Raw genomic sequence first — 25,676 nt, 5'->3', positions numbered from 1 at the left:
TCCTGGCAACAAGTCTCGTATACAAAACAGGGGTTCGTTGCTCGGCCGTCTCTCCCGATGGGAGCCCAGCCCATGGCCTCGACCCACAGCCCGGAGCGCGCTGCCTCCGGCACCCTCGCCCTGCACCTCGACCGCGTCGGCTTCAGCCGCGCCCAGTTCTGGGTGCTCATGCTCATCCTCGCCGGGATGTTCTTCGACACCCTCGAGCAGAACTCCGTCGGCGCGATGGGTGCGAACCTCAAAGCCTCGCTCGGGATCACCGACACCCAGCTGACCACGATCAACACCTTCACCGTGCTCGGCGGGCTGGCCGGCAGGCTCGCCGGCGGGTGGCTCGCCGACCGGTACGGCCGACGTGCGTCGCTGTCGCTGAACCTGCTGCTCTACACCCTCGGCGGCCTGCTCAGCGCGGTCGCCGTGAACTACGACATGATGCTGGCCAGCCGCTTCGTGGTGGGCGTCGGGCTGGGCGGCGAGTTCACCATCGGCATCGCGATGCTCGCCGAGATGGTCGCCACCCGGCACCGGGGCGCGCTGGTCGCGACCCTCAACATCGGTTCCGGCGGCGTTGGCAACTTCCTGTCCTACGGATTGTTCTTCCTGCTCCTCGGCCCGCTCGCCCCGGCGCTCGGCGGCGACCACCTGGTGTGGCGCTGGACCTTCCTGTTCCTCGCGCTCCCGGCGCTGCTCGTCGTCCTCTACCGGCGCCGCCTCCCGGAAACGCCCCGGTTCCTGCTCGCCAAGGGCCGCGTCGAGGACGCCAACCGCTCGCTCGCGATCCTCGCGTCCGGCTCCCTCAAACACACCACGGAAACGACCGCCGGTGGCCCGCTGACGACCGCGGACGTGCCCGTACGCCAGCTCAAGTCCTCTCCCGCAGCGGTCTTCGCCCGCGCCGTGCTGCCTCGCACGCTCTCGATCGGTGCCGCCTCCTGGATGGCCTTCGGCGCGCAGGTGACACTCAACTTCCTGATGCCGACTCTGCTCGTGGAGCGCGGTTACTCCATTTCGGACAGCCTGCTGTTCACCATGATCATGAACGTCGGCTCGCTGCTCGGCGCCTGCGCCGCCGCCTGGCTGGCGGGGCGGGTCGGCCGGCGCGGCGCCGTGGGCTGCGCGGGCGCGCTCGGCTGCGTCACGGCCGCGGCGTTCGCGGCCTTCGGCGACTCGACCGTGCTGATCCTCGTGCTCGGCGCCCTCTTCCAGTTCTTCACGATGATCACCAACACGACGCTCGCGGTCTGGTCGCCGGAGCTGTACCCGACGTCGATCCGCGCGACCGGCACCTCGATCGTCAACGGCATCGGCAACATCGCCGGCGCGGTCATGCCGTTCCTCGCCGTCGCCCTCTTCGCCGCGTTCGGCCTCACCGGGGTGTTCGGCATGGTCGCGGTGATGTACGCCCTGCTCGTCCTGGCTTCGCGGTTCGCTCCCGAGACCCGCGCCCGGACTTTGGAACAGATCAACGAAGACGCCCCCGCCTGACTCGAAACGGAGAAAACCCTTGGAAACACTGCGCATTTCCGCGACCGCCAACGGTCTCAACTACCTGCCCGAGTACCTCGCCGACACGACCGGCCTCTTCTGCGACGCGGGCCTGTCGGTGACCGCCCGCGCCTGCGACCCGTGGACCGGCGTCCTGGACGACCTGGCCTCCGGTGACGCCGACCTCGCGCTGGGCGGGCTCTGGGTGCCCGGCATGTACGCCGGCACCGCCCGCGCGCTGACGGTGATCTGCCAGCTCAACCACCAGGCGCCCAAGGCGATCGTGCACCGCGGCGCCCCGGACGCCTTCACCCTGGGCGACCTCGCCGGCAAGGTTGTCCTCGCGCCCGGCATCGGCGGCAGCGCGCCCTACGCGGTCACCGCCGGGCTGATCCGGGAAGCGGGCGCCGACCCGGACGAGGTCACCTTCGTCCGGGACCTCTCGACCCCGATGCTGGTCGAGCTGTTCGGCGCCGGGCTCGGCGACGCGATCATCCTGGACCTCGTCTCGGCGCTCGAACTCGAAGCCACCGGCCAGGGGCGGATCGTGTTCCGCAACCTCGAGCAGGGCGGGATCATGCCCAACAGCGTCTACTACTGCCGCACCGATCGCGTCGAAGAGCTGCGAGACCGGTTCACCCGCTTGTCGGCTGCATCGACGCCGCGATGCAGCGCCTGCCCTCGGCACCGGCGGAGACGATCGACGGGATCCTCACCGCGCGCTGGCCGGGCAAGGACCTCGGGATCCTGCGCGACGCCACCCGTCAGATGACCGGGAGCGCGGTCTGGGAGACCGTCGCGATCGACCCCGCGGGCAGTGACCGGTGGATGCGGATGCTCGCCGAAAGCGCCATGCTCACCCGGATCCCGGGCTACGGCGAGCTGGCCGACGACAGCTTCATGAAGGCCTACCGGTGACCACAGGCCTGCCGGACGACGCCCTGGCCGAGCTCGTCGACCTCGGTGCAGTGATCGACGCCGTCCGCGCCGCGCACATCGCCCTCGCCCTCGGGCAGGCCGAGCAGCCGGTGCCGGCGATCAGTCCCACGGCGTGCGCCACCATCGTCCTGCCGATGGTGGCGACCTCCCATCGCCTCGGGCTGACCGTCGTCAAGGTCCTCGCCGACGCGCCCGCCAACCGGGACGAAGACGGTCCCGCCCAGCAGTCCACCTTGGTGGTGCTGGACGCCCGGACCGGTGCCCGCCTCGCCGTCATGAGCGGCGGGACCTGCACGCGGATGCGAACTGCGGCCGCCAGCGCCGTGGCCACGGATGCCTTGTCCCGCACCGATTCCCGGGTCCTGGGACTCGTCGGCGCCGGACCCCTCGCGGTAGAGCACGTCGCCGCCGTCCGGATGGTCCGGTCGATCGACACCGTCGTCGTCTGGTCCCGCTCCGCGGCCCGGGTCAGCGCGTTCCGCCGCGCGCTGCGCCGGCGGGAACACGCGGACGGCGCCCGGGCCCTCGCCGTGATCACCGCTTCGGGGCCGCGCGAGGTCGTCGAGGCGGCCGACGTGGTCTGCACCTTGACGCCGTCACGAGTCCCCGTCGTCGAAGGCGCATGGTTCCGGCCGGGGCTGCACGTCAACGCCGTCGGCGCGCCGCCCCGGCCCGACCACCGCGAGATCGACTCCGCCGGCATGGCCCGGGCGACCGTCTTCGTCGACAACACCGGCGTCCAGCTCCGGAAGTCGGGCGAAGCACTGCTGTCGCTGCGGGACGGCACGACGACCGAGGAGGACTTCCGGCTCGAACTGGGCGCGGTGCTGGCCGCGCTGGTGCCAGGCCGGACCGGGCCCGGGCAGATCACCTTGTTCAACTCGGTCGGCATCGCCCTGCAGGATCTCGCCTTCGCCGCGGTCGCTCTGCAAGCCGCCTCCGGCGAAACACCGCACCGGCCGATTCACGCATCGGCAAGGTTCCGGGCAACGCCCGCAGAGTGTTCATCACTGCAGCCAGGTTGACGGCCGCTCGCCCTCCTCACCGGCTGAGGCCTAGCCGCCGTTCCGCCGTCCGCAGGAGGGCGCGCGGCCGTTCCGACCAGTGGCGACTGTGGCACGGCGCACATTCGGGGTCCGCGCGCTGTCACCTCGTCACACAAATCAGTCGACATGACTACTGCGCGTTGCGCCGGTTCTGTCATGTGCTTAGCGTGACCCGCGTCCTACCCCCGACTTCCCCGTTTCCACCCGTCCGGGCTGCGCCGGTGCAGCGGTGCGTGCCCGCGCGAGCCCCGAAGGGATTCCCGATGGCCAGTCCTGTCACCCGCCCCGGCGAACACGGCGAGGCCGCACCGGACGACGCGCCGGACGAGGGGCGGGTCGGCCGCCGCCGCTTCCTGACCTACCTGGTCGCCGCCCCGACGCTGACCGTGGCCACGAAGCTGTCCTTCGACGCCCTCGCGCCCGCCGCGGCCGACGCCGCCGTGCCGACCCTGCCGCAGCCCGCGGACATCCTCGACCTCGGCGACGTGCTGACGCTCTCGTGCGCGCCGACGTCCGGGATGCTCGTGCTGGAGGTGACCACCGACGGGCACGTGCGGCTGCAGCTGCCGCGCGCGGAAGTGGGGCAGGGCATCAACACCGCGTCCGCGATGCTGGTCGCCGAGGAGATGGACCTGCCGCTCGAGATGGTCGACGTGGTGCTCTCCGACGCCCGCCCGGAGCTGCTGTTCAACCAGCTCACCGGCGGCTCGAACACCATCCGGTCGCTGTACGACCCGATCCGCTCGGCCGCGGCGACGGCCCGGGCCCGCATGGTGGCCGCGGCCGGCGCCCAGTGGAACGTGCCGGTGGCGCGACTGTCCACACGCGACGGACTGGTGCGCGCCCCGGACGGGCGCAAGGCCTCCTACGGCGAGCTGGCCGGCCCGGCCTCGCGGGCCGCGCTGCCGGTCACGCCGGTCCAGCCCAAGGCCGAGGCGGCGCACACCCTGGTCGGCACGCCGACCTCGCGCAAGGACGCGCTGGCCATGGTCACCGGCAAGCAGGTCTACACGCTCGACCTCGACATCCCCGGCGCCATGCCGGTGATGGTCCGGCGCCCGCCGACGATCAACGGCACCGTGAAGAAGGTCAACAACGAGGCCGCCGTGCGCGCGATGCCCGGCATCATCGACCTCGCCGTGGTCTCCACCGGCGTCGCGGTGATGGCGGAGACCTTCGGCCAGGCGCTCGACGGCAAGAACGCGCTCGACGTGACCTGGAACGCGGGCACCGTGGACAGCGAGGACAACGCGTCGATCCAGAAGAAGCTCCAGGCGGCCGCGCTGCCGTTCGTGGTGCCGCCGCTGCTGACGCAGTACGTGGACGGCGAGTTCGACTTCGCGTTCGTCAGCCACGCGCCGATGGAGTCGAACTCCGCGGTCGCCGACGTCCGCGAGGACAGCGCCACCATCTGGGCCGGGCTCAAGTCGCCGATCGTGGCGAAGCAGACCATCGCGCAGGAGCTGGGGCTGCCGGAGAACAAGGTCACCGTGCACGTCCAGCAGGGCGGCGGCTCGTTCGGCCGCCGGCTGTTCTTCGACGCCGCGCTGGAGGCCGCGCACATCTCGCAGGCGATGAAGAAGCCCGTCCGGCTGATGTGGAGCCGCATCGACGACATGCGCCACGGCCGCGCCCGGGCGGCCAGCCACCACAAGATCCGCGCGACCTTCGCGCTCGGCCAGGTGCTCACGTTCGAGCACCGAGTGGCCAGCGTCGAGACCGACTGGGGCCACGGCCTCGGCGAGATCCTCACCGCGTTCGCCGCGAAGCTGCCCGTGGGCGGCAACCTCAGCTTCGCACAGACGGTGTTCCTGCTGACCGTGAAGTCGCCGTACAACTTCGGGGTCACCACGCAGCTGCTCAACGAGGTGCCGCTGAAGTTCCACACCTCGGCGTGGCGCTCGGTGTACTCCGCGAACACCCGCGGCGCCGAGGAGATCATGGTCGACGAGATCGCCGCGAAACTCGGCAAGGACCCGCTCGAGTTCCGGCGCGAGTTCATCAAGGAGCCGCGGCAGAAGGCGGTGCTGGACAAGGTCGCCGAACTCGGCGAGTGGGGCAAGAAGATGCCGAAGGGCTTCGCGCAGGGCATCGCGGTGCACGGTGAGTACAAGTCGTACGCCGCCTGCCTGGTCGAGATGGACGCCCGCGACCCGAAGCACCCGCGCGTCACGAAGGCCACCATCGCGGTGGACGTCGGCAAGCCGGTCAACCCGCGCGGGTTGCAGTCGCAGATGCTCGGCGGGCTCACCGACGCGATCTCGACCACGCTGACCGCGGGCCTGCACATCGACAAGGGCCTGCCGCTGGAAGGCAGCTACTCGCAGTTCCACTACGCGCGGCAGAAGAACTCGCCGCCCGAGGTGAACATCTTCGTGATGCCCGCCAACGGAAGCGACATCGGCGGCGCGGGCGAGCTGGGCCTGCCGGCGCCGGTCGGCGCGATCGCCAACGCGTACGCCCGCGCCACCGGGATCAAGCCGCGCAGCTTCCCGATCAACTTCCCGGTCGACTTCGACCCGTTCCCCCGCTGACCGTCCCCCCTGCCACGAGGAGTTCCCCATGCCCCAATACAGCTTCGCGGTGAACGGGAAGACCGTCACCGTGGACGCGCCCGCCGACCTGCCGCTGCTCTGGGCGCTGCGCGACAAGCTCAAGGTCCGCGGCCTCAAGTACGGCTGCGGGATCAACGTCTGCAAGGCCTGCACCAGCCACCTCGACGGCGAGGCGATCAACCCGTGCGTCACGCCGGTTTCGGAGTGCGAGGGCCGCCAGGTCACCACGATCGAGGGCCTGGCCGACGGCGACAAGCTGCACCCCGTGCAGGAAGCCTGGCTGGAGCAGGACGTCGCGCAGTGCGGCTACTGCCAGCCGGGCCAGATCATGGCCGCGGTGGCGCTGCTGAAGAAGACGAAGAACCCGACCGACGCCGACATCGACGCGATCCAGAACGTCTGCCGCTGTGGCTCGTACTTCCGGATCCGCGAGGCGATCAAGGCGGCCGCGGCCAAGATGTGAGCTGTTCCGCGGATGCGGCAAGTGCTACAGGTTTCTTGCCGCATCCGCGGAGTCTGTCATCTTTCACCCGGACGTGGCGGCGATGGTCGTGTTAGCTGTCCTTCCCGGCGGGCTCGACGAAGAGCCCCCGCACGGTCACGGGCTTCGCCCGGCCTGGAGGGCAGCTATGCATTACCGGACTGCGCTTCGCGGCGGTCTCGCCCCGGTTGTCGCCGCGCTGGCGGGGGAGGTCGAGCGGGACCTGCCCGAGCTGGTCGAGGCCACCACACGGCAGATCCTCGAGCAGATCCCGGTCTATCACGAGCAGCGGTTCCTGACCCGGACCGAGCTGCGCAAGTCCGTGCGCGTCAACATCGAGTTCGTGCTGCACGCTGCAGGGCGGCGAGGCACCCGACCTCTCGCAGGCCCGGGCCGGCGGTCGCGCGCGGGCCTTGCAGGGCGCGCCGCTGCCCGAGGTGCTGCGTGCTTACCGGATCGGGTTCACCGAGATATGGCATCGGTTCGTGGCGCTCACCGCGCAAGGGGACCAGCAGGACCTGGCCGGTCTGGTGGCCGTGACGTCCGCGATCTGGGCCCTGATCGACGACTATGCCGACGCGCTCACCCTCGCCTACCGCGACACGTCCGCGGAAGTTGTTGTGGCGCACCAGAACCGTCGCTCGGCGCTGGTCGAGGCCCTGTTCGCCGGCGGCGCCGCGACCGAGGGCAAGCTGTGGGACATCGCCCGCGTGCTGGAGCTGTCGCTGGACGGCACCTTCGTCGTCGTCGCGGCGGAGACGCCCCGGCTGGGCCACGAGCCGCTGCCGCAGATCGAGCAGCGGCTGCGTGCGGCCCAGCAGGCCTCGGCCTGGCGCCTGACGCCGGACCTGCAGGTCGGCATCGTCTCGATGCGGGATCCGTTGGCCGCCAAGGTGATCGTGGACCTGACGGGTGCGGAGCCGGTCGGCCGCGTCGGGATGAGCCCGGTGTTTTCGGGGCTGGGCAACACGGCGCGGGCGCTGCACTTCGCGCGCGTGGCGCTGTCCAGCCTGGCGCCCGGCGCGTCCGGGCTGGTGCAGTTCACGGAATCCCCGCTCGCGGGCCTGGTGGCGAGCGCGCCGGAAGCGTCGGTGCAGCTGGCGCACCACGTCCTCCGCCCGATCCTCGACCTCCCCGGCGACGACCGCAACGTACTGCTCCTGACCCTGCGCGCCTGGTTCGACTGCCAGGGCTCGACGAAGCTGACGTCGGAGCGGATGTTCTGCCACCCCAACACAATCCGCCACCGCTTGCGTCGGATCACGGATGAACTCGGACGCTCGCTCACGGACCCGGCGGACATCGCCGAGCTGGGCGCGGCGTTGCGGGCACTGCACTTGTTCCCGGAGACGGCGCACCTGCCTTCGCCGCGGCCTACTCACGGGGGCTGACCGGGTCTGGCGGGGGCTTGCTGCGGACACGGACGCCCTCGCCCGGGGCCGCCGCTTGGCCGGGCCCGGTCGCAGGCTCTGCCGGACCGACCCTGAGATACACCCGAACGTGTATCGAATAGGTGTTCGAATCACGGTAGTCTCAAGGGGTGTCCAGAACCACGATCCAGCTCCCCGACCTCGCCGAAATCCGGCGGGCCGACCGAGTGCAGACTGCCGTCCTCGCGCGGTTGCTGATCCAGGTGTCGAACCAATGCGACGCGCTGGTCGGCGCCGTGATCGCCAAAGTGGAAACCGAAGGGGTGAAAGCGACTTATGGCTATTCTTCCGCGGCGGCGTGGCTCGACGACCTGACCCGGATCGGGCTGCGCGACGCGGGGCGGATCGTGCGGCGAGCGCACGCGGTGAACGTGTCGCATCGGCTGGACGGGACCGAGATTCCCGTGACCGCGCCGCTCGCGGGGAGCGTTGCGTGTGAGGGTGTGATCAGCCCGGCCCATGTCGAGGTGATCGCGAGGGTCATGGCGCGGATCCCCGTCACCGTGTCCGAAGAGGACCGTGCGGGGGCGGAGAAGATCCTGGTCGACCTGGCCCGGGAGACGAGTCCCGGTGAAGTCGCCCGAGCCGGAGAGCGGCTGGTCGACACGTTCGATCCCGACGGGCCTGAGCCGGAGGATCCGCCTGCGCGGCCGGCGCGGGAGCTGTCGTTTCAGGAACACCGTGACGGTTCGGCGAAGATCAAGGGCGTCTTGGACGGTCTGGCTTACGCTCGTCTTCGGGCAGCGCTGGATCCGTTGGCAGCACTGGGTTCTGCGACCGAAGGGGATCGCGATACCCGCAGCCTGGCCGAACGCCAAGCCGATGCCCTGGTCGAGCTGGCCCGGCTGGCGATGGCGGCCGACGAACTCCCCACCCACGGCGGGGACCGGGTCCACGTGACAGTCACCGTCGACTACGAGGCACTCAAATCCGGGATCGGGACCGCTGCGATCGAGGGCGGCGGCACGATCTCCGCGGCCGAAGCGCGGAGACTGGCCTGCGACTGCGCCATCATCCCCGCGGTCCTCGGCACCGAGAGCGAGCCGATGGATCTGGGCCGGGCGAAACGGCTCATCACCACCGGGCTGCGCCGACGGCTCACCCTGCGCGACCGCGGCTGCACGTTCCCCGGCTGCGGGAGCCCGGCAAAACACTGCGACGGCCACCACGTCGTCTACTGGGTCCTCGGCGGGCCAACGAATCTCGGCAACCTGACGCTGCTCTGCGAACGTCACCACCGGCTCGTCCACAACAGCGACTGGGAAATCCGGATGGGCACCGACGGCAAGCCCGACTTCATCCCGCCCGACTACCTCGACCCGCTGCGAAGACCCAGGCGCAACACCTTCCACCTCTGAGCGGACACCCGCACTCGCCGGGTCACGACCGGATCATCTCCGGCCGTGACCCGGGCGAGCCTTCAAAACCCGTGTCCGCGCGGGTCAAGCGTCGCTGGAGCGTTTCCAGAGGTTGATGTCCGCTTCGGTCGCGTACTTGTCGATCTCGGCGAGTTCCTCGGGGGTGAAGTCGAGGTTCTTCAGGGCCGCGACGTTGTCCTCCAGCTGGCGGACGCTGCTGGCGCCGATGAGCATCGACGTCATGCGCGGGTCGCGCAGGCCCCAGGCCAGGGCCAGCTGGGCGAGGGACTGGCCGCGGCGGGCGGCGATCTCGGCCAGGGCCCGGATCTTCGCCAGCTTGTCCTCGGTGATCGTGTCCGGGTCGAGCGACTTGCCTTGCGCGGCACGGGAATTCTCGGGCACGCCCTTGAGGTAGCGGTCGGTCAGCAGGCCCTGCGCGAGCGGCGAGAACGCGATGCAGCCGGCGCCGACGTCCTCCAGCGTGTCCAGCAGGTGGTCCTCCTCGGTCCACCGGTTGAACATCGAGTACGAGGGCTGGTGGATCAGCAGCGGCGTGCCCAGCTCCCGCAGCAGGCGGGCGGCCTCGGCGGTGCGCTCGGAGCGGTAGGAGGAGATGCCGACGTACAGCGCCTTGCCCGAGCGCACGGCCCGGTCGAGCGCGCCGACTGTCTCCTCCAGCGGCGTCTCCGGGTCGACGCGGTGCGAGTAGAAGATGTCGACGTAGTCCAGGCCCATCCGGCCCAGCGACTGGTCGAGCGAGGCCAGCAGGTACTTGCGCGAGCCCCAATCGCCGTACGGGCCCGGCCACATGTCGTACCCGGCCTTGGTGGAGATGATCAGCTCGTCCCGGTAGGGCTTGAAGTCCGTCGCGAGCAGCCGCCCGAAGTTCTCCTCGGCCGACCCGTACGGCGGCCCGTAGTTGTTGGCCAGGTCGAAATGCGTGATGCCCAGGTCGAACGCGCGCCGGGTGATGGCCCGCTGAACGTCCAAGGGACGGTCGTGCCCGAAGTTGTGCCACAGCCCCAGCGAGATGGCCGGCAGCTTCAGCCCGCTGCGCCCGCAGCGGCGGTAGGGCAGGGAGTCGTATCGGCTGGTCGCCGCAACATAGGTCACGCCCGGGATGCTAGCCGTTTCACGCAAGACTGCCGTGTAGCGGCGGTTGCCTGGCCGACGTTCCCGCCTCTTCGCCGCGAAGGACCACGGCCGCCCGTCGAGCCCGGCAGAGAGCCCGGACAGCAGTGGCTGAGCGTAGTGATCCTTGTGGGCTGAACGGGTGAACGCGTCCTGAGATGCGTGACAAACCCGAGCCCGAGCGGGACTACCGACCACTGTTCCGGCTCGCCACCACCGCGCTGCCCATCCGGTGCCCACCCGGTGGCGCTTCGCCGGTAGGTCGAGTCGCCTGCGAGGAGAAAGGCATGATCATGGCCAGATCGAAAAAGAAGACGACGCTGTCGCCTGCGGTGCTCGGTGTTGTGGTCGTGTTCGGCCTCATCGGCGCGGTCGCCAACGCGTGCGGTGGTGCTGACAACACCGGCACCCCGGCCGGCTACTCGGTTCCGTCCGAGGTGGGCAGCAGCGATCCGACGTCGCCGGAGGAACCGGCTGCCGAGGAGCCGCTGCCGACCGATACCGGCACTGGCGGCGGTGGCGGGATCGACGTGAACCCGCCCGGGAACGGGTACGTGTCCGGCCCGGGGGTGAGCTGCGGGCTCAGCGGCTGCGACGTGCACGGGCCGCACATCGGCTGGCATCGGTAGCCGCCCGTGCTGGCCGAGCCCCGGCCGCGCTCCGAAAGATCCGAGCCGATGTCACCCACCGCAAGCCAGTGACCGCAAAGCAGTGACCGCGAAGGTGCGACGACCGCGAGAAACCGGCTACCGAGCGTGCAACTCACCTGGCAAACGGAACCCGGCGACCCGTCCCGCATAATGGGGTAAGCAATCGCTTAGGAGGTCGCGTGGGTACCGGGTTCTTCTCCTCCGTCGACGATGTGTCGGCGAAGCTGGCCGAGGCCGGCTATCTCGCCTCGACAGCGGTGGCGACCACCGTGTTCCTCGCTGATCGGCTCGGGAAGCCGTTGCTGGTGGAGGGGCCGGCGGGGGTCGGGAAGACCGAGCTGGCCAAGGCGGTCGCCGCGGTGAGCGGGTCGCGGCTGGTGCGGTTGCAGTGTTACGAGGGGATCGACGAGGCTCGCGCGCTGTACGAGTGGAACCACGCCAAGCAGCTGCTGCGCATCACCGCCGGGCGCGAGGAGACGTGGGAAGACGCGCGCACCGACATCTTCGGCGAGGAGTTCCTGCTGCGCCGCCCGTTGCTCACCGCCATCTCCGGCACCGAGCCGACCGTGCTGCTGATCGACGAGACCGACAAGGCCGACATGGAGGTCGAGGGCCTGCTGCTCGAGGTGCTGGGCGACTTCCAGGTCACCGTCCCCGAGCTGGGCACGATCACCGCCACGCGGGAGCCGTTTGTCGTGCTCACCTCGAACGCCACGCGCGAGCTGTCCGAAGCCCTGCGGCGGCGCTGCCTGTTCCTGCACATCGACTTCCCGGACGAGGAGCTGGAACGCCGGATCGTCCGGCTCAAGGTGCCGGGCATCAACGGCGCGCTCGCCGATTCCGTGGTCCGCGTGATCGCCGCGCTGCGGGCGATGGACCTGCGGAAACTGCCGTCCGTGGCGGAGACCATCGACTGGGCGCGCACCCTGCTGGAGCTGGGCGCCGGCACGCTCGACGAGCAGGTGGTGCGCGAAAGCCTCGGCGTGGTGCTCAAGCACCAGGACGACATCGTCAAGGCCGGGGCCGGGCTCAAGCTCGACCAGGTGCTGGACGCGTCGTGACCGCGCCGGGCGTCACGGAGCGGCTGACCGGCTTCGTCCGGGCGCTGCGGGCCCACGGCATCCCGGCCGGGCCGAGCGAGACGGTCGATGCGGCCTCCGCGCTCGAGGTGCTCGGATTCGACGACCGGGAGCTGGTCCGCGAGGGGCTCGCCGCCGCGCTGGTGCGCCGGGGCGGGCAGCGGGCGGTGTTCGACGCGACGTTCGACCTGTATTTCCCGGCCGGGGTCGGGACGCCGGAGCTGGCGCGCGAAGACCGGCCGCGTGACCTCCAGCAGCTGCGGGACGCGCTGGGCGCCGCGCTCGCCGAGGGTGACGAGCAGACCCTGGCGCAGCTCGCCGGGCTCGCGGTGGACATGCTCGGCCAGTACGGCGCCGGGTCCGGGCCGGGCGGCGGCTTCTCCGCGCACCAGACCCTCGACCGGCTCCAGCCGCAGACCCTGATCGCGCGAGTGCTCGCGGCCCTGCGCGCCGGCGGCGGCGCCCAGACTGAGGAGACCGGGGAAGCGTTCACGGACCGGCTCACCCGGGACGAGATCCGCCGCCGCGTCGAGGGTTTTCGCGGCCAGGTGCGGACGGAAGCGCGCCGCCGGGCGGCGGAGGTCCGGGGCCGCGAGCGGGTCGCGGAACACGCCATCGCGCCCGCCGCCGACCGCGTCGACTTCCTCATCGCCAGCCGCGCACAGCTGGCCGAGCTGCGCCGGACCGTGCAGCCGCTGTCCCGCAAGCTCGCCACCCGCCTGGCCGCGCGGCGCAAGCGCACCACCCGCGGGCAGATCGACCTGCGGCGGACGTTGCGCCGCTCGCTCACGACCGGCGGAGTGCCGCTGCGCCCGGCGTACCGGCACCGCCGGCCCGGACGGCCGGAAATCGTGCTGCTGTGCGACCTTTCCGGTTCGGTGGCCGGGTTCGCGAACTTCACCATGCTGCTGGTGCAGGCCTTGCGGGACCAGTTCAGCAAGATCCGGGTGTTCGCCTTCGTCGACAGCACCGACGAGGTCACACACCTGGTCACCACCGGCACTGCCGACCCCGAGCACCTCGGCGCGCGCATCCTGAGCGAGGCGGCCGTGGTGCGCTGGGACGGGCACAGCGACTACGGCGGCGCGCTCGGCCAGTTCGCGGACCGCTGGCTCGACGCCGTCGGCCCGCGCACCTCCGTGCTCGTGCTCGGCGACGCCCGCACCAACGGCGGCGACCCGAACCTCGACGCGCTGCGCACCGTCCGCGACCGCGCCCGGCACGTGTTCTGGCTCAACCCGGAGCGCCGCGCGCTGTGGTCCACCGGCGACTCGGCCGCGCTCGCCTACGCCGAGCTGGTCGAGATGCACGAGTGCCGCACGGTGCAGCAGCTGAGCGCACTCGTCACGCGCCTGCTCCCGGTGTGAGCCAGGCCGAAATCCCTTGGTGCAGCGCCGTTTTCGTGGCCTCAGGCGCGAACGAAGCGGTGACGCCCGCGGCGGCGATCGCCGCCAGCCGGGTGCCGTCGTAGCCGAACGCGGCGCGGACGCGGGCGAACTCGTCAGTGAGCGTGGTGCCGGTGACCGACGGGACGTCGGTGTTCAGCGTGACGGCCAGGCCCGCGTCGACCAGCCGGGGGAGCGGGTGCGCGGCGAGCGAGGGCACCAGCCCGAGCGTGACGTTCGACGCCGGGCAGAGCTCCAACGCGACGCCGCGCTCACGCACCTCGGCGACCAGCTCGCGGTCCTCCAGAATCCGGATCCCGTGGCCGATCCGCTCGCTGTGGCCGAGGTCGAGGGCCTCGCGGATGCTGCCGGGCCCGGCGTCCTCCCCGGCGTGGTGCACGAGGTGCAGGCCGGCCTCGCGGGCCCGGTCGAAGACGGCCGCGAACGGCTTCAGCGGGTACCGCTCCTCACCGGCCAGGCCCAGGCCGACCACGCGCTCGTGGCGGAGCGCCAGGTCCAGCGTGCGTTCGGCCCGCGCCACCGGCCGCCGTCGTGAGTGGTCGAGCAGCACCCGCCATTCGAGTCCGGTGCGCGCGCCGCCTTCGGACAGTCCTTTGAGGACGGACGCGAGCGGCATTTCGAGGTCCCCCAGCCGTTCCCCGTGCGAGGCGGCGGTGAAGGTCACCTCGGCGTAGCGGGTGCCCTGCGCGAACTCGTCCTCGCAGAACTCCCGCGCGACCCGCTCGAAGTCCTCCGGCCGGCGCAGGCAGGCGCGGATCAGCGAGTTGTGGTCGGCGAACGCGCGGAACCCGTCGAACACCGGCATTTCAGCAGGCAGCGGCACTCCATTGGCGTCGGCCAGTTCACGCAGGGTGCCGGGCCGCACCGTGCTTTCGAGGTGGACGTGCAGGTGCGCCTTGGGGAGGGCGGCGAGGTCGCGCATGCCCGTGATCATGCCGGGGCGGCGCGGCGACGGCGCCTGATTTTCTGGTGCCCCGGCCCGGCGCCGATGTCCGGAATGTTCGGCTTCCGGGAACCGCGGGTACCCGCCGGTCGTTGGACGGACGAGGAACAACGGGAGGATCACTCATGGCACTGATGAAACGCCTGGCCATCCTGGCCGGCGCGGCGGGCGTCGTGCAGTCCTATGCGCGGAAGAACCCGGAGAAGGTCAACCAGGTCGTGGGCAAGGCCGCCACCTTCGTCGACGAGAAGACGAAGGGCAAGTACCACAGCCAGCTCAGCGGCGCGGTCCGCAAGGTCAGCGACGTCACCAAGCCGCGTCCCGGGCACTGACCCGGCCGAGCACCAGTCAGGCAGGTGGCCAGGTGCGCAGTGCCGCGTCGGCCACCTGCTGGAGTTCGTCGTGATCGGCGCCGCCGGCGGCTTGGACGGCGATGCCGTTCGCCATGACCATGGCGAACGGCGATGCCGTTCGCCATGGTCATGAGGTAGCGGGCAAGCAGCCCGGGGTCGGTCTCCGGTGGCAGATCGCCTTCGTCGACGGCCCGCTGGAAGCGGTCGCGCAGGCGTGAGCGCGCTTCGTCGCGCCAGAAATCAGGGTGTCGCGCGCCGGGCGCCCGAGGTCGCCGGCGGCCAGCGCGCCCTGCACGGCCATACATCCGGCGGGCCGGCCGGGGCGAACCTGGACATCGACGGCGGGGAGAACCAGTTCTGACCGGCGGCGCTAGACCCCGGTTTCCCCGAACACCGTCCGGCGGACGAACGGGGTGCGGAACTTGCCGCCGGGGTCCAGATCCGTGGCCAGGGCCCGGAAATCGGCCATCCGCGGGTAGTGCGCGGCCAGTGCGCTGCGGTGGAAGAGCTTGCCCCAGTGCGGCCGCGCGCCGAACGGGGCCAGCCGTTCTTCGAGCAACGGCAGCAGCGCTTCGACCTCGGGCTGGCGCGGGCGCCAGGTGAAGTGGAACGCCACGCGGTCGCCGCCGTTCGACGGGCTCAGCCACAGCTCGTCGGCGGCGATCGCGCGGATCTCGGACACCAGCAGCACCGGGGCCAGCCGGTCGGCGATCCCGCGCAACGCCTCGATCGCGGCCACCGCGTCCCGGTACGGCACGAAGTACTCCGACTGCAGCTCGTCGCCGACACTCGGGGTGAACGCGAGCGCGAAGTGCGGGAGCCGCTCGTGCCACGGTCCCGGCACGCCGAGCTGCGGCGTGGTGTGGCCGACCGGGACGCCGGCCGCGGGCACCGGGTGCCGGGGCCCGTCGGCCGGGATCGCGCCGTGCAGCCCGGACGGCGCGGGCACCTCCGGCTCGACGCGGCTCTTGACCCAGGCCGCGCCGATCTTGTCGCCGGTCCAGTCCGTGAACAGGCTGACGCTGTACCCGGCGTCCTCGATCTCGTCGAAGTGCTCGGGGAGAGCGGCCCAGGGCAGGCCTTCGAAGACGTTCTGGCGGACGTCGAATGTGGGCACCAGGTCCAGGGTCAGCCGCGTGACCACCCCGAGCGCGCCGAGGTTGACGACCAGCCCGGGGAAAACGTCCGGGTCCCGCTCCCGCGAGAAGGTCCGCAGCTCGCCGTCCGCGGTGACCAGCTCCAGCGCCGAGACAGCCGACGCGAGCCCTTGCCGCCGCCGCCCCGACCCGTGGGTGCCGGTGGCGACGCTCCCGGCCACCGTGATGTGCGGCAGCGAAGCCAGATTGGGCAGCGCGAAACCGGCTTCGTGCAGCTGTCCGACGAAGTCGCCGTAGCGCGCCGACCCGCCGACGGTCGCGGTGGCGGCTTCGGCGTTGATCTCGACCGGCGTCTTCAGCGCGGCCAGGTCGAGGAGCAGCCCGCCAGGGGCGTCGGCGATGTCGTTGAAGCAGTGCCGGCTGCCCAGCGCCTTGACCGTGGCCGCGCCCGCGACGGCCGCGCGCACCTCGTCCACTGTGCGCGGGGCCAGCACTGTTTCCGCGGCGTAGCCGTGGTTTCCGGCCCAGTTCGACTCGCCCACCGAGATGCCTCCTGCTGCTGTCCGGGACCCCGGTTTCCGACCCTACCCACGCCCCGGCCGAGACCGGCGGACGCTCACTCCTCGGCCAGCGAAGCCAGCACGCCTTCCCCGTACTTGGCCAGCTTGTTCTCGCCGACCCCGCTGACCGTGCCGAGCGCCTCCAGCGACGCCGGCCGCTCGGTCGCGATCTGGCGCAGGGTCGCGTCGTGGAAGATCACGTACGCCGGGACGCCCTGTTCCTTCGCCGTGGCGGCCCGCCAGGCCCGCAGCCGCTCGAACAGCGGCGCCGCCTCCTGCGGCAGCTCCACCGCGGCGGTCTTGCTGCGGGTCCGCGACGCGCGGGCGCCGGCCGGGCGTTCCGGCTCGCGCCGCAGCATGACCTTCCGCGCGCCGTTCAGCACCTCCGAGCTGGCCTCGGTCAGCACCAGCGAGCCGTAGTCGCCCTGGACCGCGAGCAGGCCCTGCGCCAGCAGCTGCCGCACGACCGCGCGCCATTCCGACTCGTGCAGCTCGGTGCCGATGCCGAACACCTTGAGCGTTTCGTGCTGGAACTGCGTGACTTTCGGCGTGGTCTTGCCCACCAGGATGTCGGTGATCTGCCCGGCGCCGAAGCTCTGCCGCCGCTCGTTGCGCAGCCGGACGACGGTGGACAGCAGCTTCTGCGCCGGGATCGTGCCGTCCCACTGCTCCGGCGGGATCAGGCAGGTGTCGCAGTTGCCGCAGGGCTTCCCGGCCTGGCCGAAGTAGTTGAGGATCTGCACGCGGCGGCACTCGACCGTCTCGCACAGCGCCAGCATCGCGTTCAGGTGCGCCGCCTGCCGCCGCCGGTGCGCCTCGTCGCCCTCGGAGCTGTCGATCATCTTGCGCTGCTGCACCACGTCCTGCAGGCCGTATGCCAGCCACGCGGTGGACGGCAGCCCGTCGCGGCCCGCGCGGCCGGTCTCCTGGTAGTAGCCCTCCACGGACTTCGGCAGGTCGAGGTGCGCGACGAAGCGGACGTCCGGTTTGTCGATGCCCATGCCGAACGCGATCGTGGCCACCACCACCAGCCCGTCCTCGCGCAGGAACCGCGACTGGTTCGCCGCGCGGACCCGCTTGTCCAGCCCCGCGTGGTACGGCACCGCCGGAATTCCGTTCTGCACCAGGAAATCCGCGGTCTTCTCCACCGAGGCGCGGGACAGGCAGTAGACGATGCCCGCGTCGCCCTTGTGCTCGGTGCGCAGCAGCTCCAGCAGCTGTTTCTGCGGCGAGGCCTTGCCGACGATCCGGTACTGGATGTTCGGCCGGTCGAAGCTCGCGACGAAGTGCTTCGCGTCGTCGAGGTTCAGCCGCGCCGAGATCTCCTTGTGCGTGGCCTCGGTGGCCGTCGCGGTCAACGCGATGCGCGGCACGTCCGGCCAGCGCTCGTGCAGCGAGGACAGCATCAGGTAGTCGGGCCGGAAGTCGTGGCCCCACTGGGACACGCAGTGCGCCTCGTCGATGGCGAACAGCGCGATCTTGCCCCGGTCCAGCAGCCGCACCGTCGACTCGACCGAAAGCCGTTCCGGCGCCAGGTAGAGCACGTCGAGGTCACCGGAGACGAACGCCTCCTCGACCCGCTGCCGCTCGCCGAAATCCTGGGTGGAGTTCAGGAAGCCCGCGCGCACGCCGAGGTTGCGCAACGCGTCGACCTGGTCCTGCATCAGCGCGATCAGCGGCGAGATCACCACGCCGACGCCCGGCCGCACGAGCGCGGGAATCTGATAACACAAGGACTTCCCGCCACCGGTGGGCATGAGCACCAGCGCGTCGCCGCCGGAGATCACGTGCTCGACGATCTCCGCCTGGTCGCCGCGGAAGGCGTCGTAGCCGAACACCCGGTGCAGGGTTTCGAGCGCAGGCGTGGGGGCGGCCGCCATGGCCGTGTCGGGGTGAGCCACCCGGCCGATTCTAGGCCGGGGGTCCGACAGGGTTCGGCCGCCCTGGCCCTCCCGGCGCGAGTGTCCCGTTCACGGCGCCGGGCGTGACCCTGCGTGGCAAGGGGGTTGTGATCCATCCCCAGTCGGGCGGACGGGGATCCGGCCGCGGGCGCAGAATGGCCGGGTGCCCTTCGCCATCACCGACCTCACCGCGCACTTCGCCGGTTCCTGGCGGCTGTCGCGCGAGATCGTGGCCACGGACGGCGAGCCGATCGGCACGGCGGACGGCGAGGCGGTCTTCACGGTGGAGGACGGCGTGCTCGTCTACCGCGAGAGCGGCCGGATGCGCCTGGGCGCGTACACCGGCCCGATGAGCCGCACTCTGCTCTACCACCCGGCGGACGGCGGGCGGGCCGCGGTGCACTTCGACCACGGCGGGTTCTTCCACGACCTCGACCTGAGCACCGGCGCCTGGGCGACCGACCACCCGTGCCGCGACGACATCTACCGCGGCGAGTACGTGGTGCTGGACGCCGGCCACTGGCGGCAGGAGTGGGTGGTCACCGGACCGGCCAAGGACCACGTGATCACCACCCGCTTCACCCGCGCCTGAACCGACACCGCCGCAGATTGCCAGCCGACGGAAGGACCCTTCGTGCGCATCGACCGCCTGGACCACCTCGTGCTCACCGTCGCGGACGTCGAGGCCACCGTCGCCTTCTACACGCAGGTGCTCGGCATGACCGAGGTGACGTTCAAGGGCGGGCGCAAGGCGCTGGCGTTCGGCCGCAGCAAGATCAACCTGCACCAGGCCGGGCACGAGTTCGAGCCGAAGGCCCGGAAACCGGCGCCGGGCAGCGCCGACCTCTGCCTGATCACCGCCGACACCCTCGACGAGGTACAGGACGACCTGGCCCGCGCGGGCGTGCCGGTGGAGGAGGGGCCGGTGGAGCGCACCGGCGCGACCGGCCCGATCCTCAGCGTTTACTTCCGCGATCCGGACGGGAACCTGATCGAGGTGAGCCGGTACCTGCGCTGAGCCTCAGCGGCGGCGGTTGCGCAGGAACACCAGCAGGACCACCACGGCCGACGCCGCGCACGCCACGGCGATGAGCGCGGTCGCCCACCCGGGGATCGGCACGCCGGCGACACTGCCGGAGCCCGGCAGTACGGCGTACGACACCGTGTCGAAGCCCAAGCCTTGAGGCACGGCAGTCCTCCCGGATCGCCCGATTCGCGCTGGTGACCCGACGGTACCGCATCCGGCGGCGCCGGTACGGCCACTCGGCCGAAAACACCTGCCCTGACGCCGATTCGTGTTTCCTCGCCGCGCCAAGGGGAACTCGGCAGCGGACGGGGGGCTTCGTCAACACCGGAGAAGGAGTTCGTGCGATGCCCACATGGCTGATCGTTGTCATCGTCGTGGTCGCCGTGGTGGTGATCGCCGCGGTGGCCTGGCTGGTGCTGCAGGAGACCCAGCGCAAACGGCTGCAGCGCAAGTTCGGTCCCGAGTACACCCGCGCGGTCGAGGAGAACGAGAGTCCCCGTGCGGCCCAACGGGATCTGGCCGATCGCGAGCGTCGCCACCAGGAACTCGACATCCACCCGCTCTCACCGTCCACTCGGGAGCGCTACGCCCAGCGGTGGGCGCTGATCCAGGAGAAGTTCGTCGACCAGCCCGCGGGCGCCGTCGACGAGGCGGACGAGGTGCTGGTCTCGCTGATGGCCGAGCGCGGGTACCCCACCGAAGGCTACGACCAGCAGCTGTCGGACCTTTCGGTGCGGCATTCGAGCACCCTGAAGCACTACCGCGCGGCGCACGAGACGCACACCCGGCACGCGGAGACCGCTCTGTCCACCGAGGAGCTGCGGGACGCGATGGTGCACTACCGCACCGTTTTCGAGGACCTGCTGACCGACGGCGCCGACCGTCCGCACGGGACCGATCGCGAGCAGGCCGCCGTGCGCGGCGGGAACCGCCACGAGGCCGGCAACGAGCGCAGCAACAACGAGCGCAACGGAGGACGCTGACATGACCGAGCAACAGACCCGTGGCCTGAGCACCGCCGACCTGGCCTCGACCAGGCAGGGGAGCGGGACCCGGGACGTCGCCGACGAGCCGCACAGGTCCGGAGTGGACACCAAAGACTCAGTGGACACCGAAGACTCAGTGGACACCGAAAACTCAGTGCGCACCGAGGGCTCACTGGACACTGTGGACACCGATGAGCCCGGCACCAGGTCCGGCGCGCACACCGCGGACCAGCACGCGGCCGGCGAAGAAGCCCCGCCGCTGTTCGACGCCGACGCCGTGACGAGCTTCCGCGGCCGTTGGCAGGACGTGCAGACCGGGTTCGTCGACGACCCGCGCCGCGCTGTCCGTGACGCCGACGAGCTGGTCGCCGCCGTAATCAGCGCGCTGGCCTCTTCGTTCGCCGAGCACAAGGGCGATCTCGAGGCGCAATGGCGCGAGGGCGAGCCGGCCACCGAGGAACTGCGGGTCGCTTTGCGCCGCTACCGCTCGTTCTTCGACCAGCTGATCGGCTCGTAACCGCGGCCGGTTCTCCTGCGCGACGGGCGCCGGGCCATTCGGCTCGGCGCCCGGCTTCGCGTCCGGCACTGGGCACCGTCGTTTCCCCGGGGCATGATCGGGGTGGCAGACTTGAGGATCAAGCCTAGGAGGAACGCGGATGAACGTGGCCGAGCTGCTGGCGGACGGCTTCAGCCGGATCCAGGGGGTGGTGCACCGGGCCGTGGACGGGCTGACCGGTGAGCAGCTCACCGCCCGGGTGGGCCCGGACGCGAACTCGATCGCTTGGCTGGTCTGGCACCTCGCGCGGGTGCAGGACGACCACGTCGCCGACGTCGCGGGCACCGAGCAGGTGTGGACCGCGCAGGACTGGCACCGCCGGTTCGGCCTGCCGTTCCCGCCCGCGGACATCGGGTACGGGCACAGCAGCGCCGACGTCGCCGCGGTGCGGGTCGATTCGCCCGAGCTGCTCACCGGCTACTACGACGCGGTGCACGAGCAGACCGCCGGCTGGATCGCGGACCTCGGCGAGGCCGACCTCGACCGGATCGTCGACGAGCGCTGGGACCCGCCGGTGACGCTCGGGGTCCGGCTGGTCAGCGTCCTGTCCGACGACCTCCAGCACGCCGGTCAGGCCGCGTACCTGCGCGGACTGCTGCTCGGCTGAGCGCAACCCGGCTTCACGCGTAACCCTCCGCGCGGTGGTCCGCGAGCCGCTGCGGCCCGGGCCCGACCCGGCCGAGCTGGTCGCCCGGGTTGGCCAGCCGGCACTTCGTCAGGGACATGCAGCCGCAGCCGATGCAGTCGCTGAGCTGGTCCCGCAGCTGTTCGAGCTGCCGGATGCGCGCGTCGAGGTCTTGGCGCCAGCACTGGGAAATCCGGTCCCAGTCGACCCGGGTGGGGGTGCGGTCGTCCGGCAGCAGGGCGAGCACCTCGCGGATCGTCGACAGCGGCATGCCGACCCGCTGCGACATCCGGATGAAGGTGACGCGGCGCAGCGTGTCGCGCCGGTAGCGGCGCTGGTTGCCCGCGGTGCGGCGGCTGCGGATCAGCTGCTCGTCCTCGTAGAACCGCAGCGCCGACGCCGGGACGCCGCTGCGGCGGGACAGCTCGCCGACGCTCAGGTCCGGCAGCTCGGTTTTCGTCATGCTCCTCAGCATGCCTGCCGATCACCCTTGACTTCAAGGGAGCTTGAGGTTTCAGACTGGGCCGGACGGCGGGGAAGCCCTTTCCCTGCCGCGAAGCACAGGAGGAAAACAGTGTCGGAAGCTCCCGTCCGGGTCGCCGTGGTCGTCGGCAGTGTCCGGGAAGGACGGTTCGCCCCCACGGTGGCGAGCTGGTTCACCGAAGAGGCCGGCCGGCACGGCGGATTCGAGGTCGACCTGGTCGACGTCGCCGATCTCGCGCTGCCACTGGTGCTGCCCGGCTACGGCTCGGAGCCGGCCCCCGAGGTCGCCGCGGAGGTGGCGAACCTGAGTGCCCGGCTCGCGGCCGCCGACGCGTTCGTGGTGATCACGCCCGAGTACAACCACAGCTACCCAGCCTCGCTGAAGAACGTCGTGGACTGGTTCATGGCCGAATGGCGCGCGAAGCCGGTGGCTTTTGTTTCCTACGGCGGGATTTCCGGCGGCCTGCGCGCGGTCGAGCACCTGCGGCAGGTCTTCGCCGAACTGCACGCGGTGACGATCCGGGAGACCGTCAGCTTCCACGGCGCGCACGGCCGGTTCGACGAAAACGGCTCGCCGAAGGACGCGCCGGCCACCGCCGTCGCCGCGAAGGCGCTGCTGGACCAGCTGGAGTGGTGGGCCCGTTCGCTCGCCCAGGCCCGGGCTGCGCGGCCCTATCCCGCGTGAACCGCCGGCGCGGGCGGATGAGCGCCGCCCGCGCCGGCGCCGGTCAGCCGCGCACGTGCGGGTAGTCCGGCGAACGGTGCTGGAACGCCAGGATGGCCGGGTTCCGCACGTGCCCTTCGCGGATCTCGATCGCCCGGCGGATCGTTTCGCTGACCTCCCAGGCGGGCGGCCCGGTGAGCACTGTGCGCAGGTGCGGCAGCAGGGCTTCGCTGACGTCCCAGCTGGCCGAGTCCCACAGGTACGACGGGCTGTGGTCCACCGCGTAGTAGGTGACGTGGCCGCCGACCACGAACGAGGGATCGGTGAACGTGGTGGGCCGCGCCCAGCTGAAGCCCATGGCCTCGTCGCAGGAGACGTCGACGATCAGGCTGCCCGGCGTGAACGCGGCCAGGTCCTCCTCGATCAGGAAGGTCAGCGGCGCCTCGGTGTCCTGCAGCACGCAGTTGACCACGATGTCGTGCTCGGCGAGGAAGCCGGCCAGCGGCACCCGGCCGTGCTCGGTCAGCGCGTGGCTGCGGCGGGGGTCGCCGGGGTTGTTCACGTCGTGCTCGAAGTGGACCATGTTCGCCGAGTGGATCGGTGAGCCGACCGCGGACAGGCCCCGGCCCGTCAGGACGTCGACGTCGTGGATGCCCAGCGCGTTCAGCGCCGTCACCGAACCGCGCGCGGTCGCGCCGAAGCCGATCACCACCGCGCGCAGCCGCCGGCCGTAGTCACCGGTCGAACCGATCAGCTGCAACGCGTGCAGCACCGAGGAATACCCGGCGATCTCGTTGTTCTTGTGGAACACGTGCAGGCCGAACGAGCCGTCGCCGTTCCAGTGGTTCATCGCCTCGAACGCGATCACGGTCAGCTGCCGGTCGATGGCCAGCTGGGTGAGCTTGTCGTCCTGCACGCAGTGCGGCCAGCCCCACAGCACCTGGCCGGTCCGCAGCTCCGCGAGGTCTTCGGGCAGCGGCTTGGCGAGCAGGACCACGTCGGTCTCGGCGATCAGCTCCTCGCGGGAGCGCAGGCCGGCGGCGAGGCCGGCCAGCTGTTCGTCCGGGATGCCGAAGCGCTCCCCGTAGCCTTGTTCGAGGTAGATGGTCGCGCGCAGGTCCGCGTCGATCCGTTCGAGATGCCGGGGGTGGATCGGCAACCGCCGTTCGTTTTCCTTGCGCGAAGTGGAGATGACTCCGAGACTGAGCTGGTGCACTTTGGCCCCTTTGCTAGACGCAAGTCTTAACACACTGTGCCGTTCGTTACTAATCCGACATTCATCCTCGGCGGAAACGGGGCCCTACAAGCAGATCGGCTGCGGTCCGTGTCCGCCTACTTCCGGTCGGATCAGTAAAATGTCGCGCGGATGGCGGGGTGTAGTGTTCGGGGCAGCCCCAGAGAACTTTGCGCGCGGGCACCTCTGCCCGCGCCGTCCTGGGGCGACCAGGCCGGCCGGTCCGTCCGGCCGGGGACGGGAGCACCGGCATGACGTCGGGCCCGCGGACAGTCACCACCGCAGCTGAAACCACTGCCCAGGACCGGAAAACCAGCACGCCGGCCGGGACCGACCGGGTGCGGCTCAAGCCCGAAGGCCCGTCCTCGGGTCAGGTCGACGGCGCCTGGTGGCCGCGTTCGGACGACTTCGTCGCCGAGCTGCCGGCGCTGCTGGCCGAGCTCCAGGCGCCGCTGAAACGTGTCGAACACGTCACCTACAGCCTCAACGACCGGGCCGTGGTCGCGCGCCGGCTGCCGGGAAACCGGTTGGTGCGCCTGGAAGGATTCCGGGCGCAGACCGCCGGCACCGTGACCGTGGTCGGCACCGAAGGGCGGCTGACCCTGCTGGTCATCCCGCCGGGCACCGATTCCGTGCTCGCGCACCGGGTGCTGAAAACCGCTGCGGAAACGGGGAATTCGGCGACCGTCGAGACCCTGCTGGCCGAATGCGACGCGTCAGGCGGGCACGAGTGAGACCGTGGCCGGCCGGTCGTGTTCGAGGTGGAACGGCAGCCCCAGCGCGGTGAAAACCCCGAGCGCCGCGGGATCCTCGGCGGGCACGTCGGCGAGGAAACTCCTTACCCCGTCGGCACTTGCCGCGACCACGAGCTGTTCGAGCAGGATCGTGGACACCCCGAGCGCCGGCACGCGGTCGTCGACCACCAGCGCCACCTCGGCCACGGCCGGGTCGGCCAGGATGTCGTAGCGGGCGAGCCCGATCAGCCGGCTGTGCACAAAACAGCCGACCGCGGTGTGCCCGACGCCGGAGCTGCGGGTGAGCTGGGTGGCGAGTTCGGTCAGCCGGGTCGTGCCCAGCGCGAAGGAGTGGTCGTGCCCGGTCAGCCGGCCGCGCAGGGCCATCACCGCCGAGACGTCACCGGGACGCAGCCGCCGGGCCCAGGCCAGGACCCCGTCGGGCAGGAGCACCTGCACCGGCGGCGTGGACCCGCTCACCGGGTGCCGGCCAGCCGCCGGTAGCGCTCCGCCTCCAGGTCCTGCCACAGCGCGGCCTCGTCGAGGGCGAACCAGAGCGACTGGTCGAGGTCGGTGCGCAGGTCGAGGCCGCGGGCGGCGCGGTAGGCCTCGGCGATCCGGTGCCGGGCGCGGGCCAGCACCTCGTACTGCGCCCGGACGTCACGGCTGCCCTCGACTTGCTCGATCGTGTGCAGGGCAAGGGAAATCTCTTCACGCGCGGTCCGCACGTTCTCATTGATCTCGGCCGCTCGCTCGACGTGGGTCCGGATCATCGCACGGCTCCTCGGTCCTCGGCGCGCCCCTCTACCCGACCTTACACCTGGTGGGAGCCGCGGGCGGGGCCTTTCGCCGGACTGTCCGAAGTGGACCGACGGGCGAACGCGGGCACGTGCTCCGGCCGCAGCCCGAGCTGGCGCTGGCCACCGTGGCGCGCACCGTGCGCGGCTTCCTGC

Annotated in this window: 30 protein-coding genes; 21 read left to right on the top strand and 9 right to left on the bottom strand. The window is 71.1% G+C overall.

Features of this window, described 5'->3' with window-relative positions:
• Positions 1–72 precede the first annotated feature (72 nt).
• From OG371_RS45815 to OG371_RS45780, 8 genes are all read left to right on the top strand, one after another.
• Complete coding sequence (locus OG371_RS45815; protein ID WP_329063788.1) at positions 73–1,485, top strand: MFS transporter; 1,413 nt, start codon at positions 73–75, stop codon at positions 1,483–1,485.
• Between the two features lie 19 nt (positions 1,486–1,504).
• Positions 1,505–2,257: an ABC transporter substrate-binding protein gene (locus OG371_RS45810; RefSeq protein ID WP_329063787.1), complete on the top strand. Its 753-nt coding sequence runs from the start codon at positions 1,505–1,507 to the stop codon at positions 2,255–2,257.
• The gene (locus tag OG371_RS45805; protein ID WP_329063786.1) at positions 2,254–2,403 is read left to right on the top strand and encodes a hypothetical protein; all 150 of its coding nucleotides are present in this window, start codon (positions 2,254–2,256) and stop codon (positions 2,401–2,403) included. The genes OG371_RS45810 and OG371_RS45805 overlap by 4 nt, the downstream gene beginning before the upstream one ends.
• Positions 2,400–3,449, top strand: a complete 1,050-nt coding sequence (locus OG371_RS45800; RefSeq protein WP_329063784.1) for an ornithine cyclodeaminase family protein — start codon at positions 2,400–2,402, stop codon at positions 3,447–3,449. Before OG371_RS45805 ends, OG371_RS45800 begins: the two co-directional genes overlap by 4 nt.
• 284 nt (positions 3,450–3,733) lie before the next feature.
• The gene (locus tag OG371_RS45795) at positions 3,734–6,004 is read left to right on the top strand and encodes a xanthine dehydrogenase family protein molybdopterin-binding subunit (protein WP_329063782.1); all 2,271 of its coding nucleotides are present in this window, start codon (positions 3,734–3,736) and stop codon (positions 6,002–6,004) included.
• A 28-nt stretch (positions 6,005–6,032) separates the two neighbouring features.
• Positions 6,033–6,488: a (2Fe-2S)-binding protein gene (locus OG371_RS45790; protein ID WP_091616857.1), complete on the top strand. Its 456-nt coding sequence runs from the start codon at positions 6,033–6,035 to the stop codon at positions 6,486–6,488.
• A gap of 431 nt (positions 6,489–6,919) precedes the next feature.
• Positions 6,920–7,897 carry a PucR family transcriptional regulator gene (locus tag OG371_RS45785; RefSeq protein WP_329063778.1) on the top strand — a complete coding sequence of 326 codons (978 nt, stop codon included), beginning with the start codon at positions 6,920–6,922 and terminating at the stop codon, positions 7,895–7,897.
• Positions 7,898–8,127: 230 nt separating this feature from the next.
• Positions 8,128–9,294 (top strand): HNH endonuclease signature motif containing protein, encoded by a 1,167-nt coding sequence (locus OG371_RS45780; RefSeq protein ID WP_329063776.1) that lies wholly within the window; start codon positions 8,128–8,130, stop codon positions 9,292–9,294.
• An 84-nt stretch (positions 9,295–9,378) separates the two neighbouring features.
• Here OG371_RS45780 and mgrA read toward each other — a convergent pair whose 3' ends face one another.
• A complete protein-coding gene (mgrA, locus tag OG371_RS45775) occupies positions 9,379–10,407 on the bottom strand; it encodes an L-glyceraldehyde 3-phosphate reductase (RefSeq protein WP_329063774.1) in 1,029 nt (342 codons plus the stop codon).
• Between the two features lie 311 nt (positions 10,408–10,718).
• Here mgrA and OG371_RS45770 point away from each other — a divergent pair, with 311 nt between their 5' ends.
• From OG371_RS45770 to OG371_RS45760, 3 genes are all read left to right on the top strand, one after another.
• Positions 10,719–11,054 carry a hypothetical protein gene (locus tag OG371_RS45770; RefSeq protein WP_329063772.1) on the top strand — a complete coding sequence of 112 codons (336 nt, stop codon included), beginning with the start codon at positions 10,719–10,721 and terminating at the stop codon, positions 11,052–11,054.
• A 200-nt stretch (positions 11,055–11,254) separates the two neighbouring features.
• Complete coding sequence (locus OG371_RS45765; protein WP_329063770.1) at positions 11,255–12,136, top strand: AAA family ATPase; 882 nt, start codon at positions 11,255–11,257, stop codon at positions 12,134–12,136.
• Positions 12,133–13,521, top strand: coding sequence for a vWA domain-containing protein (locus OG371_RS45760; protein WP_329063768.1), 1,389 nt, complete (start codon positions 12,133–12,135; stop codon positions 13,519–13,521). Before OG371_RS45765 ends, OG371_RS45760 begins: the two co-directional genes overlap by 4 nt.
• Here OG371_RS45760 and add read toward each other — a convergent pair.
• Positions 13,499–14,482, bottom strand: coding sequence for an adenosine deaminase (add, locus tag OG371_RS45755; RefSeq protein ID WP_329063766.1), 984 nt, complete (start codon positions 14,480–14,482; stop codon positions 13,499–13,501). The genes OG371_RS45760 and add overlap by 23 nt on opposite strands.
• A 146-nt stretch (positions 14,483–14,628) precedes the next feature.
• Between add and OG371_RS45750 the strand changes: the two genes are divergently transcribed.
• From OG371_RS45750 to OG371_RS45740, 3 genes are all read left to right on the top strand, one after another.
• A complete protein-coding gene (locus OG371_RS45750; protein WP_329063764.1) occupies positions 14,629–14,835 on the top strand; it encodes an antitoxin in 207 nt (68 codons plus the stop codon).
• A gap of 113 nt (positions 14,836–14,948) precedes the next feature.
• Positions 14,949–15,074, top strand: coding sequence for a hypothetical protein (locus tag OG371_RS45745; protein WP_329063762.1), 126 nt, complete (start codon positions 14,949–14,951; stop codon positions 15,072–15,074).
• Entirely contained in the window at positions 15,071–15,217 is a 147-nt protein-coding gene (locus OG371_RS45740; protein WP_329063760.1) for a hypothetical protein, read from the top strand. The genes OG371_RS45745 and OG371_RS45740 overlap by 4 nt, the downstream gene beginning before the upstream one ends.
• A 9-nt stretch (positions 15,218–15,226) precedes the next feature.
• On the opposite strand, the gene OG371_RS45735 is transcribed toward OG371_RS45740, so the two are convergent.
• Both OG371_RS45735 and recQ read right to left on the bottom strand, forming a co-directional pair.
• Positions 15,227–16,495, bottom strand: coding sequence for an FAD-binding protein (locus OG371_RS45735; RefSeq protein ID WP_329063758.1), 1,269 nt, complete (start codon positions 16,493–16,495; stop codon positions 15,227–15,229).
• Positions 16,496–16,569: 74 nt separating this feature from the next.
• On the bottom strand, positions 16,570–18,393 hold the full coding sequence (gene recQ / locus OG371_RS45730; RefSeq protein WP_329073442.1) for a DNA helicase RecQ: 1,824 nt from the start codon (positions 18,391–18,393) through the stop codon (positions 16,570–16,572).
• Positions 18,394–18,577: 184 nt separating this feature from the next.
• Here recQ and OG371_RS45725 point away from each other — a divergent pair, with 184 nt between their 5' ends.
• Positions 18,578–19,006 (top strand): DUF6314 family protein, encoded by a 429-nt coding sequence (locus tag OG371_RS45725; RefSeq protein WP_329063756.1) that lies wholly within the window; start codon positions 18,578–18,580, stop codon positions 19,004–19,006.
• Positions 19,007–19,048: 42 nt separating this feature from the next.
• Entirely contained in the window at positions 19,049–19,432 is a 384-nt protein-coding gene (locus OG371_RS45720) for a VOC family protein (protein ID WP_329063754.1), read from the top strand.
• A gap of 3 nt (positions 19,433–19,435) precedes the next feature.
• On the opposite strand, the gene OG371_RS45715 is transcribed toward OG371_RS45720, so the two are convergent.
• Positions 19,436–19,603 (bottom strand): hypothetical protein, encoded by a 168-nt coding sequence (locus OG371_RS45715; protein ID WP_329063751.1) that lies wholly within the window; start codon positions 19,601–19,603, stop codon positions 19,436–19,438.
• Between the two features lie 182 nt (positions 19,604–19,785).
• Here OG371_RS45715 and OG371_RS45710 point away from each other — a divergent pair, with 182 nt between their 5' ends.
• The 3 genes from OG371_RS45710 to OG371_RS45700 all read left to right on the top strand — a co-directional run bounded on the left by OG371_RS45710 (position 19,786) and on the right by OG371_RS45700 (position 21,590).
• A complete protein-coding gene (locus OG371_RS45710) occupies positions 19,786–20,424 on the top strand; it encodes a hypothetical protein (RefSeq protein WP_329063749.1) in 639 nt (212 codons plus the stop codon).
• Between the two features lies 1 nt (position 20,425).
• The gene (locus OG371_RS45705) at positions 20,426–20,944 is read left to right on the top strand and encodes a hypothetical protein (RefSeq protein ID WP_329063747.1); all 519 of its coding nucleotides are present in this window, start codon (positions 20,426–20,428) and stop codon (positions 20,942–20,944) included.
• Between the two features lie 139 nt (positions 20,945–21,083).
• A complete protein-coding gene (locus OG371_RS45700) occupies positions 21,084–21,590 on the top strand; it encodes a mycothiol transferase (RefSeq protein ID WP_329063745.1) in 507 nt (168 codons plus the stop codon).
• A gap of 13 nt (positions 21,591–21,603) precedes the next feature.
• Here OG371_RS45700 and soxR read toward each other — a convergent pair whose 3' ends face one another.
• Positions 21,604–22,071 carry a redox-sensitive transcriptional activator SoxR gene (gene soxR / locus OG371_RS45695; RefSeq protein WP_329063743.1) on the bottom strand — a complete coding sequence of 156 codons (468 nt, stop codon included), beginning with the start codon at positions 22,069–22,071 and terminating at the stop codon, positions 21,604–21,606.
• A 111-nt stretch (positions 22,072–22,182) separates the two neighbouring features.
• Here soxR and OG371_RS45690 point away from each other — a divergent pair, with 111 nt between their 5' ends.
• Positions 22,183–22,776 (top strand): NADPH-dependent FMN reductase, encoded by a 594-nt coding sequence (locus OG371_RS45690; RefSeq protein WP_329063741.1) that lies wholly within the window; start codon positions 22,183–22,185, stop codon positions 22,774–22,776.
• A 43-nt stretch (positions 22,777–22,819) separates the two neighbouring features.
• Here the strand turns inward: OG371_RS45690 and OG371_RS45685 are convergent, their stop codons facing one another.
• On the bottom strand, positions 22,820–23,971 hold the full coding sequence (locus OG371_RS45685; protein WP_329063739.1) for a N(5)-(carboxyethyl)ornithine synthase: 1,152 nt from the start codon (positions 23,969–23,971) through the stop codon (positions 22,820–22,822).
• A gap of 269 nt (positions 23,972–24,240) precedes the next feature.
• Here OG371_RS45685 and OG371_RS45680 point away from each other — a divergent pair, with 269 nt between their 5' ends.
• The gene (locus OG371_RS45680) at positions 24,241–24,723 is read left to right on the top strand and encodes a DUF5994 family protein (protein WP_329063737.1); all 483 of its coding nucleotides are present in this window, start codon (positions 24,241–24,243) and stop codon (positions 24,721–24,723) included.
• Here OG371_RS45680 and OG371_RS45675 read toward each other — a convergent pair.
• Positions 24,706–25,203 (bottom strand): GNAT family N-acetyltransferase, encoded by a 498-nt coding sequence (locus OG371_RS45675; protein WP_329063735.1) that lies wholly within the window; start codon positions 25,201–25,203, stop codon positions 24,706–24,708. The genes OG371_RS45680 and OG371_RS45675 overlap by 18 nt on opposite strands.
• A complete protein-coding gene (locus OG371_RS45670) occupies positions 25,200–25,496 on the bottom strand; it encodes a hypothetical protein (protein ID WP_329063733.1) in 297 nt (98 codons plus the stop codon). Before OG371_RS45670 ends, OG371_RS45675 begins: the two co-directional genes overlap by 4 nt.
• Between the last annotated feature and the right edge of the window lie 180 nt (positions 25,497–25,676).

It is taken from the genome of Amycolatopsis sp. NBC_01480, from assembly GCF_036227205.1.
GTDB lineage: Bacteria > Actinomycetota > Actinomycetes > Mycobacteriales > Pseudonocardiaceae > Amycolatopsis.
This window is presented reverse-complemented; position numbering and strand designations above follow the sequence as displayed.

Excerpts from the sequence above, each read along its gene's own strand:
- OG371_RS45815 (WP_329063788.1), top strand. The coding sequence starts at position 73 with ATGGCCTCGACCCACAGCCCGGAGCGCGCTGCCTCCGGCACCCTCGCC.
- OG371_RS45805 (WP_329063786.1), top strand. The coding sequence starts at position 2,254 with ATGACCGGGAGCGCGGTCTGGGAGACCGTCGCGATCGACCCCGCGGGC.
- OG371_RS45795 (WP_329063782.1), top strand. The coding sequence starts at position 3,734 with ATGGCCAGTCCTGTCACCCGCCCCGGCGAACACGGCGAGGCCGCACCG.
- OG371_RS45790 (WP_091616857.1), top strand. The coding sequence starts at position 6,033 with ATGCCCCAATACAGCTTCGCGGTGAACGGGAAGACCGTCACCGTGGAC.
- OG371_RS45770 (WP_329063772.1), top strand. The coding sequence starts at position 10,719 with ATGGCCAGATCGAAAAAGAAGACGACGCTGTCGCCTGCGGTGCTCGGT.
- add (WP_329063766.1), bottom strand. The coding sequence starts at position 14,482 with ATGCGCGACCTCGCCGCCCTCCCCAAGGCGCACCTGCACGTCCACCTC.
- OG371_RS45750 (WP_329063764.1), top strand. The coding sequence starts at position 14,629 with ATGGCACTGATGAAACGCCTGGCCATCCTGGCCGGCGCGGCGGGCGTC.
- OG371_RS45745 (WP_329063762.1), top strand. The coding sequence starts at position 14,949 with ATGACCATGGCGAACGGCGATGCCGTTCGCCATGGTCATGAGGTAGCG.
- recQ (WP_329073442.1), bottom strand. The coding sequence starts at position 18,393 with ATGGCGGCCGCCCCCACGCCTGCGCTCGAAACCCTGCACCGGGTGTTC.
- OG371_RS45710 (WP_329063749.1), top strand. The coding sequence starts at position 19,786 with ATGCCCACATGGCTGATCGTTGTCATCGTCGTGGTCGCCGTGGTGGTG.
- OG371_RS45705 (WP_329063747.1), top strand. The coding sequence starts at position 20,426 with ATGACCGAGCAACAGACCCGTGGCCTGAGCACCGCCGACCTGGCCTCG.
- OG371_RS45700 (WP_329063745.1), top strand. The coding sequence starts at position 21,084 with ATGAACGTGGCCGAGCTGCTGGCGGACGGCTTCAGCCGGATCCAGGGG.
- soxR (WP_329063743.1), bottom strand. The coding sequence starts at position 22,071 with ATGACGAAAACCGAGCTGCCGGACCTGAGCGTCGGCGAGCTGTCCCGC.
- OG371_RS45680 (WP_329063737.1), top strand. The coding sequence starts at position 24,241 with ATGACGTCGGGCCCGCGGACAGTCACCACCGCAGCTGAAACCACTGCC.
- OG371_RS45670 (WP_329063733.1), bottom strand. The coding sequence starts at position 25,496 with ATGATCCGGACCCACGTCGAGCGAGCGGCCGAGATCAATGAGAACGTG.